This window comes from Aliikangiella sp. G2MR2-5, assembly GCF_015687155.1.
GTDB lineage: Bacteria > Pseudomonadota > Gammaproteobacteria > Enterobacterales > Kangiellaceae > Aliikangiella.
On the sequence record NZ_JADPQF010000005.1, the window covers coordinates 26945 to 43182 of the forward strand.

The 16238-nt window shown below is 42.3% G+C and carries 12 protein-coding genes; 10 read left to right on the top strand and 2 right to left on the bottom strand.

Translation table 11 applies throughout. From position 1 onward, the window contains the following. Nucleotides 1-136: 136 nt before the first annotated feature. The 7 genes from IYN84_RS15550 to IYN84_RS15580 all read left to right on the top strand — a co-directional run bounded on the left by IYN84_RS15550 (nt 137) and on the right by IYN84_RS15580 (nt 7845). Entirely contained in the window at nt 137-1930 is a 1794-nt protein-coding gene (locus IYN84_RS15550) for a NapC/NirT family cytochrome c (RefSeq protein ID WP_196140177.1), read from the top strand. 208 nt (nt 1931-2138) lie between these two features. Next, entirely contained in the window at nt 2139-2504 is a 366-nt protein-coding gene (locus IYN84_RS15555) for a plastocyanin/azurin family copper-binding protein (protein ID WP_196140178.1), read from the top strand. A gap of 63 nt (nt 2505-2567) precedes the next feature. Beyond that, nucleotides 2568-3062 (top strand): RDD family protein, encoded by a 495-nt coding sequence (locus IYN84_RS15560; RefSeq protein WP_196140179.1) that lies wholly within the window; start codon nt 2568-2570, stop codon nt 3060-3062. Between the two features lie 109 nt (nt 3063-3171). Next, nucleotides 3172-4104, top strand: a complete 933-nt coding sequence (locus tag IYN84_RS21735) for a gamma-glutamylcyclotransferase (protein ID WP_196140180.1) — start codon at nt 3172-3174, stop codon at nt 4102-4104. Between the two features lie 139 nt (nt 4105-4243). Next, the gene (locus tag IYN84_RS15570; RefSeq protein WP_196140181.1) at nt 4244-5257 is read left to right on the top strand and encodes a GyrI-like domain-containing protein; all 1014 of its coding nucleotides are present in this window, start codon (nt 4244-4246) and stop codon (nt 5255-5257) included. Nucleotides 5258-5551: 294 nt separating this feature from the next. Continuing rightward, nucleotides 5552-6256, top strand: a complete 705-nt coding sequence (locus IYN84_RS15575; RefSeq protein WP_196140182.1) for a helix-turn-helix domain-containing protein — start codon at nt 5552-5554, stop codon at nt 6254-6256. Nucleotides 6257-6351: 95 nt separating this feature from the next. Beyond that, nucleotides 6352-7845, top strand: coding sequence for a serine hydrolase (locus IYN84_RS15580; protein WP_196140183.1), 1494 nt, complete (start codon nt 6352-6354; stop codon nt 7843-7845). A 1015-nt stretch (nt 7846-8860) separates the two neighbouring features. Here IYN84_RS15580 and IYN84_RS15585 read toward each other — a convergent pair. After that, nucleotides 8861-10720, bottom strand: coding sequence for a M1 family metallopeptidase (locus IYN84_RS15585; RefSeq protein WP_196140184.1), 1860 nt, complete (start codon nt 10718-10720; stop codon nt 8861-8863). 379 nt (nt 10721-11099) lie between these two features. Here IYN84_RS15585 and IYN84_RS15590 point away from each other — a divergent pair, with 379 nt between their 5' ends. Together IYN84_RS15590 and IYN84_RS15595 are read left to right on the top strand one after the other, a co-directional pair. Further along, on the top strand, nt 11100-12188 hold the full coding sequence (locus IYN84_RS15590; RefSeq protein ID WP_196140185.1) for an acyltransferase: 1089 nt from the start codon (nt 11100-11102) through the stop codon (nt 12186-12188). Nucleotides 12189-12457: 269 nt separating this feature from the next. Beyond that, nucleotides 12458-14284, top strand: coding sequence for a S8 family serine peptidase (locus IYN84_RS15595; RefSeq protein ID WP_210330585.1), 1827 nt, complete (start codon nt 12458-12460; stop codon nt 14282-14284). A 109-nt stretch (nt 14285-14393) separates the two neighbouring features. Here the strand turns inward: IYN84_RS15595 and IYN84_RS15605 are convergent, their stop codons facing one another. Beyond that, nucleotides 14394-15755: a tryptophanase gene (locus tag IYN84_RS15605; protein WP_196140186.1), complete on the bottom strand. Its 1362-nt coding sequence runs from the start codon at nt 15753-15755 to the stop codon at nt 14394-14396. A gap of 220 nt (nt 15756-15975) precedes the next feature. On the opposite strand from IYN84_RS15605, the gene IYN84_RS15610 reads away from it, so the two are divergent. Then, nucleotides 15976-16191, top strand: a complete 216-nt coding sequence (locus IYN84_RS15610; protein WP_196140187.1) for an amphi-Trp domain-containing protein — start codon at nt 15976-15978, stop codon at nt 16189-16191. Nucleotides 16192-16238: the final 47 nt, after the last annotated feature.

Consider the following 16238-nt stretch of genomic DNA (forward strand, 5'->3'; position numbering starts at 1 on the left):
AACTAGACAAATAAGCGGGTGTGGCATTAGTCACACCTCGCTTTTTAGAATTGAAAGTTAATCGAAAGAAAGACCAATAAAAATAATGTTGCGGTATTAAAGTTAAATAGGCTGCCTCTTGTAAGGAGCATAAAAGATGTCACAAAAAGAATCCAAACTGAAAAAATTAATGAGAAAGAAAATTTTGATGGGAGCTACGGTCGCTGCCGGATTGGTTTTCTTTGTCGGTGGTATCATCTTTTGGGGTGGTTTCAACACCGCAATGGAAGCAACCAATACACTAGAGTTTTGTATCAGTTGCCACGAAATGGAAAACAATGTCTATCAGGAATATAAGCCGACGATTCATTATTCAAATCGTACCGGAGTTAGAGCGGGTTGCCCCGATTGTCACGTTCCGGACCCATGGGTTCACAAAGTTGTTCGAAAAATACAGGCTTCGAATGAACTCTATCATAAAATGGTTGGAACCGTTGATACGCCAGAAAAGTTTGAAGAACATCGACTAACTATGGCAAAACGAGTATGGAAAACAATGAAGGAGACTGACTCAAGAGAGTGTCGTAACTGCCATAATTTTGAGTCTATGGCTCCTCAGTTTCAAAAACCAAGAGCCCGCAAGCAACACCTTAATGCTTTTGAAAATGGGCAAACCTGTATTGATTGCCATAAAGGAATCGCACATAACAATGTTCGACACATGTTGTCTGACGAGGAGCTAGAAGAACTCGAAGCGCCAAATCCTGAATTTGTTCGTGAAGTTCCTCAGATGTATCTGGATGGACTTGAATTGGTCGCCAAACAGGAAGCGGAAGAAAAGGAAAAGGCTGCCGCTGAGAAAGATGCTGCTGAAGCGGCAGAAAAAGCCAGAATCGAAGCTGCAGTCAAAGAGGCTTTGGCGCAATATCAAGGTGATGGAGGAGCTGCCAAGCCCGTGGCGGAACAAGCTACTTCTAACGAAGCTTCCAGTAGTATTGATGTGGACTGGTCAAAGGCTGCAAGTAGAGACATTACGATTTTCTACCCTGGACAGGCTTCTATTGAGTGGGTACTTAATGGTCGAGATCATGGCGGTGCAAGACCCTTCGAGAAAGGTGGCGATCGGTGTGTTACCTGTCATGACAATGAGACCGCTGATATGGGAGTTAAGATTGTTACCGGAGAAAAAGCTGAAGATACGCCTATTTCTGGTAAGCGAGGCAGCATTCCAGTGAAAGTAGAGTCAACTCATGATGGCGAGTACCTGTATTTGAAATTTAGTTGGGAAGATACTGAGCATGTGCCAGTACCGTTTGTTGATGGTGGCAAAATGGACCCTGAAAACAAAGTCAAACTGGCAATTATGCTGGCTACTGACGAGGTTGAGTTTGCTGATAGAGCAGGTTGCTGGGGCACCTGTCACCACGATGCGCGTAACATGCCTCATGCTCCGGATCAGGCAACTCTTGAAGGTAGCGAGTTTAAGGAGCGTATCGATCTTGAGTCCGGTGTTACCAAGTATCTAAAGGAAAGTCGTAGCAATATCGAAGTGAAAGGTCGAAGAGGAAAAATGCGCGGTGGCTGGGATAAACTTGTGGACCAGGCGGCAATAGATGAAGCCAACAGTGCCAACCAATATATGGACCTTATTCGCTATCAAGCCGGAACCAATGTTGTTGAAGATGGCCACATATTGGAACAACGCGTGATGAGCGGTGGAACAGGTGCAGAATTTGTTGCACAACTAAAAGGCGGCAAGTGGGTTGTAGAAATGAAACGAAAGCTGACTGCGAATAAGTCGGGAGACGTCAATATTGAATCGGGTCAACTTTATAACTTTGGATTTGCTATTCATGATGATTACAGCAGTTCTCGTTTCCATCATGTTTCTCTGGGCTATAAATTGGGACTGGACAACGCTGAAGCCGAAGTAAATGTAAAGAAGCAGTAACAGACAGTTTAAAAGTATATTGAAAAGAAAATTAAACAGGGGGGAAGTATATTCCTCCCGGTAACGCTCTCTGTTGCAAGAGAAAGGGCCCGTGGAAGTTGGGCCCGTTGGCCTAACTAAGTCGTAAGGCTTAGTTTTTTTGAGGGAAGTCGTCTTGACTTCCCTTTTTTTATGACTTCATAATGGAGCTGATTTTAGGAGACTAGCGATGAAGTTTACGACTTTATTAATCATTTTAGGGACTTTTTTCTTGGCAAGCTGTATCCAGGCCTATGAGAGTGAGTCTCCCAGCACACAGCAAATTACCACTGTGAATGATGTCGTTGAAGTGTCAATTCTAAAATATCAATTTATTCCGCAAGTCATCGTTATCAAGCCGGGACAGACTGTTCGCTGGACAAATCAGGAAAAGCGACAATACCATAGCGTCTGGTTTGAAAAGTCTGGCGAGCCTGAACCAGACTATTTCTTTCCTGATGAGACCTATGAAAAGGTTTTTAAAGAATCTGGAGAGTTTGACTATCGTTGTGGACCGCATCCGGAAATGATCGGCAAAGTGATAGTCAAACAATAGAAAACAATAAATAGAAGAGCGAGCAGAATATAATAGCGAATAGATCAAGGTGAATAGATATAGATGAATAGTACGGAACCTGAAAAAGAGTCGAGTCCTTATGCTTCCCCACAATCTATTGAGCACGATTATATTAATGATGTTGCGGAAATCGTCCCCGCCGGTAAATGGCTAAGACTCGCAAACTTCATACTGGACTATTTTGGTTTTTTTCTACTAGCCGTTGTTATCGGTATTCTAGCTGGTCTTTTGGGGGGGGATGAGTTGCTAAGTAAAATAGATCAGATGGGACCACTTGAAGAACGATTTTTCGGGTTAGCTTTAATGTTGATCTATTATCTGTTCTTTGAAGGTTTTTTTGGATTCACTCCGGGAAAGTTAGTGACAGGTACCAGAGTCGTCGATCTAAATGGAAGGAAACCGAAAGTTGCTACAATTTTGGGGAGGACATTATGTCGATTTATTCCTTTCGAACCCCTTTCGTTTTTTGGGAGTACCAGACGAGGGTGGCATGATTCTATTTCCAATACTTATGTAATCAAAGTTCACCGCAAGTAAAAGTAGATTTACATCGTAGCCAGTTTCTTTATCAATATAGCGATTCTATTAGCTTTCTTTCATTCAGACCGGTAGAGTTGACGTCATTAAATACACAAGTTAATTAGCCATGACGAAAAGCGTTTATAGTTTTGCCTATGGTTCCAACATGTCACCCAAACGACTAAGCGCGAGGGTGACAGTTATTGAATCCTTAGGAGTTTATCATCTATCGGGTTATCAGCTGAGGTTTCACAAAGCGGGAGACGATGGTTCAGCCAAGTGTGATGCTTACTATACCGGAGACACGCAGGACGTTATCTGGGGAAGTCTGTATAAACTCAGTGCTGACGATAAAGCAACTCTGGATAAAATCGAAGGTGTCGGTAACGGATACGAGGAAAAATTGGTTGAGGTTAGCAATTCTGCAGGAGAAACGGTTAATGCCTGTATTTATGTCGCGACCAGAATCGATGAGAATATGGTTCCTTATGACTGGTATAAGACCCATGTTGTGAGCGGTGCTGAGCACTTTCAGTTGCCCAGGCACTATATTGAAACTATTCACGCGATAGAAGCTCAACCAGACCCTCACAGAGGACGTTATTTACAGGAAACAGCAATCTATTCCAGACATCCTGTTTTGCCACAAGAAGATGACAACTATGGGACTTTGGACGCTTCTTTTAAAGCGGCTGGCGGAGAAGAGGGGGTAAAAAAACTGGTCAATGATTTTTACGACAATATGGAAGCGCTAGCAGAGGCTCGTAATATTTTGAACATGCACCCGAAGGATTTGTCTGCATCAAGAGACAAGCTATTTCGCTTTCTCTGTGGCTGGCTTGGAGGCCCTAGACTATACAGGGAAAAATACGGTCCTATCAGCATTCCAATGGCACATAAACAGTTTAAAGTTACCGAGTCTGATCGAGATGCCTGGATGCTGTGTATGGAGAAGGCTATTGCCGACCAGCCCTATACGCCGAAATTCAAGCGCTATCTTTACGAGCAATTGATGGTTCCGGCTAATCGTGTGCATCAGGTTAATGTGGCGGCTAAATAGGTAGCTAGTTAGTTAGCCGATTTAAGACAAGCTTGTTTAATTCGTTACTTTCACGCTAGGATTGCCTACCAGATGTCTTAATCCGTTAGAAAAGTCTCCTTTTGTCGTGGCTTTTCGAAACCAGAATAAAAATTTAACAATGATACCTTCACACAGCGAATCGAATAATCGATATCATGCTCGAATTAATCGAGTCGTCGATTATATAAAAAATAATATTGAACATGAGCTTTCTCTCGACACTCTGGCGGAAGTCAGCCAGTTTTCCAAATTTTATTTTCACCGTATATTTAAGTCGATTATCGGCGAAAATCTGAATGGATTCATTAACCGAAGCAGAGTTGAAAAAGCGGCTTTTAAACTTTTGAATTCGCCGCAAGAGCCGGTGAGTAATATCGCTTATGACGTTGGCTTTTCAAGTCCTTCGACTTTTTCCCGGGCATTTAAGTCTCACTTTACACTCTCACCGAGTGAATGGCGTGAGAAAAACTTTCAAAATAGCAAGATTTGCAAAGTGCATAGCAATCATGGTCAAACGGTTTGCAAATCCGGACAACTGAGTTGCTCTATTGAGTTGTATATTGATTCTCGCAACAACAAACCAATATGGAGAATCAATATGAAAAAAAATTTGCAACACGACGCTGAAAAAAATTTGTCATTTGAAGTGAAAGTAGAACCCATAGAAGACATTTCGATCGCCTACATTCGGCATCAAGGCGCATATAAGGCCAACGATAAAGTACTGTTTCAACAACTTTTTGGGCGATTAATGAGCTGGGCCATACCGCGAAACCTGTTCGAGCCGCCTAAGAGCAGAGCTTTTACTGTTTATTCCAGCGGCCATCCAGATATTACCGAGCCCGATAAACTTACTGTCGACGTTTGCATTAGTGTTGATCCGGCGACCAAGGTCAGTGGCGAAGTCGGGATGCGAAATCTTCCGGGGGGTAACTATGCCGTGGTTGAACTTGATGAGGCTACGCAGGAAGAATGTGCTCAAGCTTGGGATAGTGTTTTCAACCACTGGTTACCCGAAAGTGGGTATCAGCCTGGAGAAGGGGCCTATTTTTGTGAGCACTTAAACAACCCTGAGCAGCACCCTGAAGGGTTATATAAAGTTGCCATGTATTTGCCGGTCAAGCCTTTATAAAGTTCTGTCAGATAATCCGGGCCAGGTCAGATAATCGGGTCCGGATTTCTCGGAACTCGATTGAAAAATTTCAATTTTACTTAAAATTTGCCCATAACATTTTACTACTTCTCAAGCTAATTGCTCTTCCGAGATTTCCAGGCTCGTGACACAGAAAAACTGATAATTTGTCCCTGAGCCTGCTAACTCCCTAATATTCCTTAAAAAATGCTGAATATTCATGCATATTCATCTAGTATTCTCAGTATGACTTGGTAAGAATAACGCTCATCAACCCTCACACTGGAGAGCAAAATGAAATTTGGTGACTATCTACGCAATTGCCGGGACAAACTGGAGTGGACCCAGCCTGAAGCGGCCTCAAAAATTGAAATTGAGCAGTCTTACCTGTCAAAGTTGGAGACTGGTAAATCCTATCCATCGGAAGAAATCTTCGATAAACTGGTTGAGGTTTATCAGATAAAAATTGAAGAACTTTATGAAAAAATATCCTCTGAAGAGCTGGTCAGGCTGAAAGAACTTAAACAGGTTCGTAGCGCTATCATCAAGAAAGACCATGCAAAGGTAACCACAACCAGAGGCTGGTTGGTTGCCGGGTTTATCATGATGATGCTGGGCGGGACCTTTCTTGGTATTGCTATTATTCCCAATCACGCGTCGATGGAATACCTGTATCGTTCTCAAGGCGTACTTCATCCGGATGAACCGCTTGACCAGTTTTCTTTGATTGAACTTCAATTGGATGACGTGCCGGAAAACAAGAATCAAATCACCAAACAAAAAGAGCTGTTGACCCGCCTCGATCAAATGGATGAAGTTACCGGCCAGGATAAAGGGAGTGCCTTTGTAAAGACTACCCTTAAGGGACGGCGGTTATTTGAGAAAATGAGTCATCGGGAAATCTCAAGCAGACATACCAACCGCTGGCTTTTAGCGCCTGCCTTAATGCTTATTTTTGGCGCTTTCAGTTGCTTCTATATTAGTCGTCGCTGGAACTAAGCCGGGCTCCGGTTACCAATCTATCGAAAAATACTCGGTTGTACTCAATCGTATCAACCGATGAACATTTAATTTCCCATTAAAGGAATTTCATTATGAACAAACTGCTTAATCTGGCGGTTGGGGCTTTCTGTTGTCTGCTGTTTTCTAAAATTGCTGCACAAGACCTTGACTCTGGAATCTTAAAAATTGACAACTTTCTAACTCAGGGAGTCAAAAAAGGATTTTCCGGTTCGGCAATCGTCTTTGATAAGGGACAAACACTTTTAGCCAAAGGTTATGGGTACGCCGATAAAAAATCAAAGCTGCTCAACGGGCTTGATACCGTTTTTGATATTGGCTCGAATACAAAACAATTTACCAGCGCCGCTATCTTAAAATTAGTAGAGCTCGGAAAACTAAAAACCAGCCAGCCCGTCAGTGACTTTTTTGATGGAGTACCGCAAGATAAACGTTCGATCACTATCCATCATTTGCTCTCCCACTCTGCTGGGTTCGTAGAGTCCATCGATCAAGATTTTAATCACATTGCTGAAGCTGAGTTTTTTGATCGTCTCTTTACCACTAAACTCTTGTTTAAACCGGGAGAAAAATACAGTTACTCCAATGTAGGCTACAGTGTGCTTGCCAAAATTATCGAAAAAACTAGCGGTCGAAGCTACGAAGAGTTTTTACAACAGCACTTCTTTAAACCGTTGAAAATTAAGCAAACGGGCTATCTGCTACCGGATTGGAATAAAGCTAATCTCGCCCATGGTTACCCGAGAAATATAATTGACACCGGCGCAATGGTTGAACGCTACCTCGAAGACAATAAAGTGAGCTGGAATATTCTTGGGAATGGCGGCATCAACTCTACTCCGCACGATATGCTGATTTGGATGAGAGCACTTGCCAATAATAAAGTACTTAGCCGCAAGTCCACGGAGCTCCTGTTAGGATTGCATCAAAAAATCAAAGACTATGAAGACGGAAGAAAACTTTTCTATGCATACGGCTGGGGGGTCACTTTAAAAAGTGATGGTCTTCGTCGAGTCAGCCATAATGGGTCGAATGGTCGATTCTGGCACTCGATTATCTGGTACCCCGAGCTAGAACGGATAGTGCTCTTTTCAACCAATGCTGATAGCCCACAACTTGAGCGAGTAGCATCGGAAATTGACAAGATGTTGAATGATGGCAACTATCACCCAAAGCCCATTATTAAAAATTCCTATCTGTTTGCGTTCGAATTTATCGAGGAAAATTCTCCGTCAAATTCAAAGATGCTTTTCAAGCAAATAGAAAATAAATATCCTGACACGCTTAAACAAAGTGCATTTCTCAATCGTGTTGGGTTGATGTTGATGGAACGAGGAAAATTTGAATGGTCAATTGAATTGCTGCGAGAAAATACAGCACGGTTTTCTGACGATGGTAATTTGTATGATAGTTTAGGTGAAGCCTATTTTAATGCTGGAAAAATTGAAGATGCTGCAGCAAGCTTTAAAACGGCACTAAAACTTGGTAAGAACCGCGAATGTCACTGGTGTGAAAACTCTCAATTAAAGCTTGAACAGATTGATGGACTGGATAGTAATAAAGAATAACAAGCGAGTGGCCATTTTAAAAGCGGGGCGTATCCAAAGATATGCCTCCAATATTATAAATAATAGAAAGTCTAATGGTTGTTTTAGTTAATGGTGTGGCAGCTCATTATCTAAAGGAGACCTTTTAACTTTTCATAAAAGTTTCTAAAACCTATTTCGCACCGCGGCGCTTGCGTGCGAGTAACTTTTTGTCAAGAGCAACAAAAAGTCACCAAAAAATGCCCGACACTCAGGCCGCTAGGCCAGCGCCATTGACACCGGATAAGGTCTTGGCAAAAACTAATCGCCCACCTGCAATTTGTACTCACGCCCCACCCTCTAGTAGGACCTCTCTAGGAACCATGAATAATACATTTTGAGTCGGGACTATAGTCGTTGGCAAGAACTACTTTTGGGATTCGGAAAACCAGTACCGATCAAAGCAAGTTAAAGGTATGGATAGGTTTACAGCTTGAGTTTAACTCAATTAGTAACCTCGGCACTAAAGTAACAATGCCTAGCTTTTGGCTGCAATTACACCGTGAGAGCGATAGCAATGATCAGTTTTATCCTGGTTGAAGTTTTAGATGTCATCAACGCGCTCATGTAAGAGTGCCAGCGCAGCGAAAAAGGGCGTTTTTGGGTACTTTTTTCGCTCTTGAAAAAAGTATCTCGCACGCAAGCGCAGCGGTGCGAAATCGCTTTAAAAAAGTTTTGCCAAGCTTTTAAGAAAAGCGAAAGTCCCCTTTAGTAAGAAAGCTACCGTCAGCGTCGACCCGGTTAACCAAAGGCTCCTGATTTCTTCGAAATAGACTGGGAAATTATCCTGGCTCTACGCGTGTTTAAGCTAGTATTCTTTAACCCAGCCTGAATTTTCTGCGTAAGCGAATTCAGTGAGGGCTCCGAAGAATAAAATTAAAAAACCTTGAAAAGGCTTTTCATCGTGCCTCTTACGGTATTTTATCGGCATACAAAAAAGCCACTGAGTAAAACTTTAATCGCTACTCAGCGGCTTAAACATAGTTGCTCAAATCAACTATTTAGTTTTAAGTTTCTCATGAAACAACCCGTCAATCGTTCCCTGAGCCAGCGGGTGATATCCCGGTCTGGCTTTTGCGTAAACTTTTTCGGCAAAGCTATGATACTTGGGCTTTTCCAACAAGGCTTTGTAAAGATTGACAATCAGTCGACGTCGGCCGATCGATATCAGGTGTTGTTCCAGTCGTTGCTCAACTTTATCATAACCTTTGTTAACACTTAGCAGTAACCAGGCGAAAGCCACTTCGTTATTGGTTGTCTGGGTAAAGTGGAAAGTGCTATCAAGTTCCGCCAGTTGCTCTTTACTGATATTTTCCGGCAAGTTATTAATAAAGTAGAGCCACTCATGAATAGTCCAGTTTTTGGTGGGGATATCGGAAAGCGAACCTTTTCCTTTATGCCAGTTGGCAATATGTTTTTTAACATTGTCAAAAGCATTGGAAACAGGCGATGGTGTAGTCACCGGTAAGCCTGCTTGATAAACCCATTCATTGACTTCTTTTTCTGTAACAATACCAGGATATTTCTTGATCAAGTTTTCCATCAAGTATTTAACGAAAGTATTGGTATCAAGACTCTGAAAGGCGTGATCGTCGAAATGTTTACGAACGAAAGGATCAAATTTTTCCCTGCCAAATCGCTGTTCCAGAAACATCAGGAAAAGCTGGCCTTTGACATAAGGGATATCAGAGAAAGCATCATCCGGATCACGACCAGCCAACTCTACATGCAGAATAGTATCATTTTTTGAAAGCTCTTTCATTTCTTCCAGTAGTTCCTGCTTGCCCAGAGCCTGCTCCATGATCGCTCGATCCTGACCGAAAATTTCTTCCATTATTCGGTTTTCTACATAGCTGGTAAAACCTTCGTTTAACCAAAGGTCACGCCAGGTTGCGTTGGTCACCAAGTTACCTGACCAGGAGTGTGCTAATTCATGAGCTATTAAACTGACCAGGCTCTTGTCTCCAGCGATTACTGTAGGAGTGATAAATGAAAGTCTCGGATTTTCCATACCTCCAAAAGGAAAAGATGGAGGAAGAATGAGCAAGTCGTATTGATTCCAGCGATAAGGGCCATAAATTTTTTCTGCGGCTTCAATCATGGCCTGAGTATCTTCGAACTCTTTAGCTGCGGTGTCGAGGTAGGCTTCCTCTGAATAGATTGCGGTTTGTTTTGACATTTTCTTATAGCGAATGTCACCGGCGGCAATAGCAATCAGATAGGGTGGAATTGCCTGCGGCATTGTAAATTGATAAACGCCATCTTTACTTCGTTCTGGAGAGTTATCTGCGCTCATAACGGGGCGAAGATTAGGCGTGGTTGTAATTCTGGCGGAATAGGTAACACGCATTGCCGGAGTATCCTGAATAGGCATCCAGCTTCTCGCATGAATTGCTTGTGACTGACTGAACATGAATGGGTGTTTTTTACCAGCAGTTTGTTCGTTACTTAACCACTGCAAACCTGAAGCTTGCGGATTTGAATTGTAGTAGACCTTTACTTTGCTGGTGTTGGGTTTGATGGCAATGGAGAGTGGAGTTCCTCGTACAGGGTCATATTCGCCTAGCGTAAACTCGGTCTTTTCCCACACCCCGTTTGACTGGATTTCTGCTTTGTGAATCGCTAAATCTCGAGTGTCTAGCACAAGAAAAGAGGGCATTTTTGCTTGAGGTGCAATTTGATGCTCAATGCTACCTTTGAGCTGTTTTTGTTTGAAGTCGACCTCGAGGTCGAGATGAACGTGAGTGCTAATTACCTCCTGATAATTAGACAGGGTATGCCAATCAAGGTTTTCTTGTTGTGCTTGCGCAAAAGCATTGATACTTAAGCAGGTTAAAAGCAAAAGTAGCTTTTTCATTGATACCGTCCCATTTTGCTAAGATTTTACAGTAAATTCAGATAGTTAGGTTTGAATTTTTTTATGTTGATAATCAACTTTGAAAAGAGGGGAGTCTAGCATAGCTTACAAGAGAGGCATAATCCGATGGGTTTTAAGGCATAACCTGATTTTGCTTGTCGTGGCAAACAGCCAAAATTGCATGCAATTGCTGCCAGACTAGTAGATTTTTCACGATATTTAGGTACTTTTGCGCATTTTCTTTAATCTTACATAGAAAATTTATTTTTTCGGTAGATTTTTGCTGAATAACCTTTTAATCTCAGTTTTAAATGGGCAGTACAAAAAACAATCAGAAAATTACCAACAAAGGCGAACAGAAAGACTTTTAGGGAAGAGTATGGAACGCATTAAATATCTCGATGGAATGAGAGGGATCGCTATTCTTTTAGTCTTCTTTTACCACGCATATACAAGATGGATTGAGTTGATGCCCTTTGGAGATCAGTGGGCGGCATTTCCTCTTTTCAAATTTGGTTATCTCGGAGTAGAGCTCTTCTTTCTAATTTCAGGATTTGTAATTCTAATGACACTAGAAAGGTGTAAAGGATTCTCTCACTTTTTATATAAACGCTGGCTTAGACTTTTTCCGGGAATGCTTGTCTGTTCTCTTTTTATTTATTTCTCTGCTAGTTTTTTCTTTGAACGTCCGAGGGGTATACCACCTTCCAAAGATCTAATTCCTGGTCTTTTATTTATTGAACCTTATTTAATTGAAAAGATAACAGGATTTCAATTAAGAAGTATGGAAGGGGCTTTCTGGTCGCTCTATATCGAGTTTAAGTTTTATATCATTGCCGCCTTGCTATATTTTGTATTGGGGTCGAAAAAACTGGTTATTGCTCTTTTTGCATGTTTCCTGTCGTGGGTTCTACTGGGTATATTGTCTGCAAATATATCTTTTAGAGGTATTTCTCTATGTTACTCTGTGGTGGATCTGCTTGGGTTTAAATATTTCGGATGGTTTGCTGCTGGTGCAGCTTATTATAGTTTCGTTAAAACAAAGCAGCGTTGGTGGTTGTTTGCAGGGATCGTTATATCGATGTTAAGTGGGTTGGTTGAAAGCAAAATGAATTATTCTGCAGCAATTGCCTGTAGCCTAATTTCGGTGTTTTTCTTTTTAGCAATTACAAATATTAAAGTACAAGATTTTTTGAGTAGCCGTTTGTTACTACTGCTAGGATTTGTGAGCTACCCATTATATTTGATTCACGAAAACATGATGCTCTCTTTGGTTATTAAATTTAGTCAATATCTCAGCTTTATTCCCGGAGTGCTATTTCCATTTATTGCAATTCTTATCCTGATATCAATCGCGTACGCAATATCCAAATATTGTGAACCATTTTTTAGAACTTGTATTTGTTTTATTTCGAACAAGATTTCAGGTTACTACTCTCCGTACAAAAGGTTTCTAAGAGCTTCTTAGGATTAGCATTCTAAGGACAATAAGTTTAACTCCATCTTTAAAATTGTTTCCAATTAATACTCTTGTTTTAGGACTCTGAGCAAACTGTTTGGGAATCTCCATCAAATAAATCTGGCTTTACCTTGTTAATCTTTGGTGTAGCGATAAATCAAAAATATTCTAACTTGCTATATCGCTAAGTACTTTTTACGTGAAAGGCTATCTCAGACCAATGCAAAAAGTACTGGGACCTTACTTTACACAATGAAAAATAATAATGGAGAAAAACGTTGGACATTAACAATAAACAATCAATTTTTAAAAAAGCGATTATTACATCTCTGGTTTTGGGTGCTTGTAATGCTGGTGCTGCAGACAATCGTTATATCATTAAACTGAAATCGGGGCTCGATGGAATCAATGTTCCGTTCAAATCGATGAGTCTGGCCGACCGAGAATTAAGAGCGCACAATAATATTCAGCAAATTCAGAGAGTGGGAGGCGATGTTAAGCGTTCCTTGATTCATTCGAACTCAGTGGCGGCAGTACTCAACGCAGAACAATTGAAAAAGCTCAAGAAAAGTGGTGTAGCAATTTCTATCGAAGAAGATCCTCGAAGATACCTGATTGAGCCAGTAGAGAAGTCAAGCATTAATCCTATGGCTGAAAGTACTCCTTATGGGATAACTATGGTTCAGGCTCTGGATGTGAGTGATGCCAATAGCGGAAGTCGAAAGGTTTGTATTACCGATACCGGCTACGACGGTAATCATGAAGATTTGAGACCCTATACAGGAAATAATATCAGTGGTGACGACAATAATGGTAGTGGCAGTGATACCGGTGACTGGTGGGAAGATGGCCATGGTCATGGTACTCATGTTGCAGGCACAATTTCTGCGCATGGTAATAATGGTGTTGGCGTGATTGGCGTTAATCGCAGTAATCAAATTGGTCTACATATTGTAAAAGTATTCAACAACTCTGGGCGTTGGGGTTATGGTTCGGATCTTGTTGCGGCAATAAATCAATGTGTTGATGCTGGCGCCAATGTTATCAGTATGAGTCTCGGCGGAAGTGCTTCCAGCAATGCTGAAAGAAATGCTTTTGAAGCTGCATATAATCAAGGCGTATTGAGTATTGCTGCTTCTGGGAATGACGGTAGTTCAAGTGGCAACGACGCCTATTCCTATCCGGCATCTTATGATGTGGTAATGTCTGTTGCTGCTGTAGACAGTAACAAAAATGTTTCTTCGTGGTCGCAAAAAAACTCGCAAGTTGAGATTGCTGCGCCCGGTGTTGGTGTTAATTCGACCTTACCTAACAACTCATACGATGCATGGTCAGGAACCTCAATGGCCACTCCTCATGTTTCTGGAGTAGCTGCTTTGGTATGGAGTAACTATACAGATTGTTCCGCGGCAGAAATAAGAAATGCTCTCAATACTTCGGCTGAAGATCTGGGTGCAAGCGGTAGAGATCAGTCATATGGTCACGGTCTGGTTCAGGCAAAGGCTGCTGCTGACTATCTGTCATCTACCGGATGTGGTGGTGGAATGCCTCCTGTCGCCAGCTTTAGCGAGAGTTGTACTGAACTTAGCTGTAGTTTTGATGCCAGTGCAAGTAGTGATGGAGATGGCTCGATTACTGCTTATAGCTGGGACTTTGGGGATGGTAGTTCGGCAACCGGCGTCGCGCCAACGCATACTTATGGTGCTGACGGCAGTTATACGGTGACCTTAACGGTTACTGACAACGATGGCGCTACCGACACCGAGACTCGCACTGTTAATGTATCGACTGGTGGTGGCAGCGGCGATAGCTTTGAGGATGCAGGGATTTCAGCTGTATTCTGGGGATGGCATCGTAAAACGATAGATATACCTGCGGGTATGTCGAGTTTGACTATTACGACTTCCGGCGGCAGCGGAGATGCTGACTTATACCTTAAGCATGGTTCTGCACCGAGTACTTCAAGCTATGAGTGTCGCTCTAATGGCAGTGGAAATAGTGAAACCTGCACAATCTCCAACCCTCAGGCGGGTACCTGGCATATAGGAGTAAAGTCTAAAGGTTTCTACTTCTTCGGTGTAACCTTAAGCGGTGAGTGGAACTAGTTTTTACTAACAGACCACACAAAAAACGCCAAGGTTAAATAAAACCTTGGCGTTTTTGAGCAACTGACGTCTCAACCTGGTACGCAGTCCTGCTTGCTACCCGATATTTCTATATCTGGAAATGGGCAGTAAAGTGGCGCAACATGGGCGGCTCCCAACTGATTGTTACACCTTTCAAACGGTGCTTGTTTGCGTTGACTTCTTGTAAACATTCAATACAGTAGTCGATGTGACTTTGCGTATAGACTCTTCTTGGAATAGCCATTCGAACGAGGTCCATCTGAGCTGCTTTTTCACTTCCATCCGCTTGTCGGCCAAACATTACGGTGCCGATTTCACAGGTTCTAATTCCACCTAGACGATACATTTCAATCGCTAGCGACTGACCAGGATATTGTAGAGGATCGATATGCGGTAGCATGGCGCGTGCATCAATATAAACAGCATGCCCGCCAATAGGTTTCATTACGGGAATACCCAGCCTGTCCAGCGCGTTGCCCAGGTAAGCAGTTGAAGTAATTCGATAGTTTAAATAGTCTTCTTCCACGACTTCTTCCAGACCAATCGCCATTGCGTCCAGATCGCGACCTGAAAGGCCTCCGTAAGTGGGAAATCCCTCTGTCAGTATCAACATATTTCTGGCGTGCATCGCAAGCTCGTCATCGTTTAGAGCGAGCCATCCGCCCATGTTAACTAGCGCATCTTTTTTGGCGCTCATAGTCATACCGTCTGCGTAACTGAACATTTCCTGAACTATCTCTTTAGGAGACTTTTGGGCGTAACCTTCCTCACGCAGCTTTATAAAGTAGGCATTTTCAGCAAAGCGACAAGCGTCCAGAATCAGAGGTTTTCCGAATTCTTTACATAGTGCTTTGGTTTCACGGATATTCTGCATAGAAACCGGCTGGCCTCCACCAGAGTTGTTGGTGATTGTCAGCATAACTAGCGGGATATCTTCGCTGCGAGTAGATAAGAGCTCACGTAGCCGAACTAAATCAATGTCTCCCTTAAATGGATGTTCCAGCTTTGGATCGAGTCCTTCTTTTTTTACCAGATCAAGAGCTTCCGCGGTAGTTGCTTCAACATTCGCTCTGGTTGTGTCGAAGTGGGTATTGTTTGGAATCACTTTTCCCTTCCCACCTACTATTGAAAAAAGAATCTTTTCAGCTGCGCGTCCCTGGTGAGTCGGAATAATATGTTTGAAAGGAGCTAATTTTTTCAGGGCGCTTTCAAAACGATAAAAAGAAGGCGAACCGGCGTAGCTTTCGTCTCCCATTTGTATTCCAGCCCATTGCTTGGTGCTCATGGCTGATGTGCCCGAGTCCGTTAGCAGGTCGATTAAGACGTCGTCCGACTTCAATGAGAACAAGTTATAATTGGCTTCTTTCAAGTATTGTTCGCGTTCGGTGATTGTCGTCATCCTCAATGGTTCAACCGATTTTATGCGAAAGGGTTCAATGATTGTTTTCATCATTTTTCCTCAGGGTTTAGCGTTGCGTCTCTGAAGCAAGACACAACTTATGTTGTTGCGCAAAATTTTCTCAGAAATGCAAGTTTGAGGCGCTGATAATGGTCAATAAAAGGTCAGTTTCTGACCGCAGGATGAATAATTGGAGCTTTGAATCGTTAATTTCATCGCAGTAAGCTAATATAGCCTCATTATGCACTGAATTCTTAAGGAGAAAGTTATCATGAAAGAAGAAAGAGATATTGAAAAAAGCTATTCAACCAGCGAGTTTGTCGCGAAGTTGCGTAGACTGGCTGATGCGCTGGAATCAGGCGACAAGTTTGAAATACAGATTGCTGGAGAGCGAATCTATGTGCCTGTAAGGGCCGTATACAATATCGAGCATGAAAGAGAAGGAAATGAAGAGGAAATAGAGTTCCAGATCAAATGGAAGAACTAGTCTTTTGGAATAGGGGCTATATGATACAAAGCTAGAGTATTTTGCGG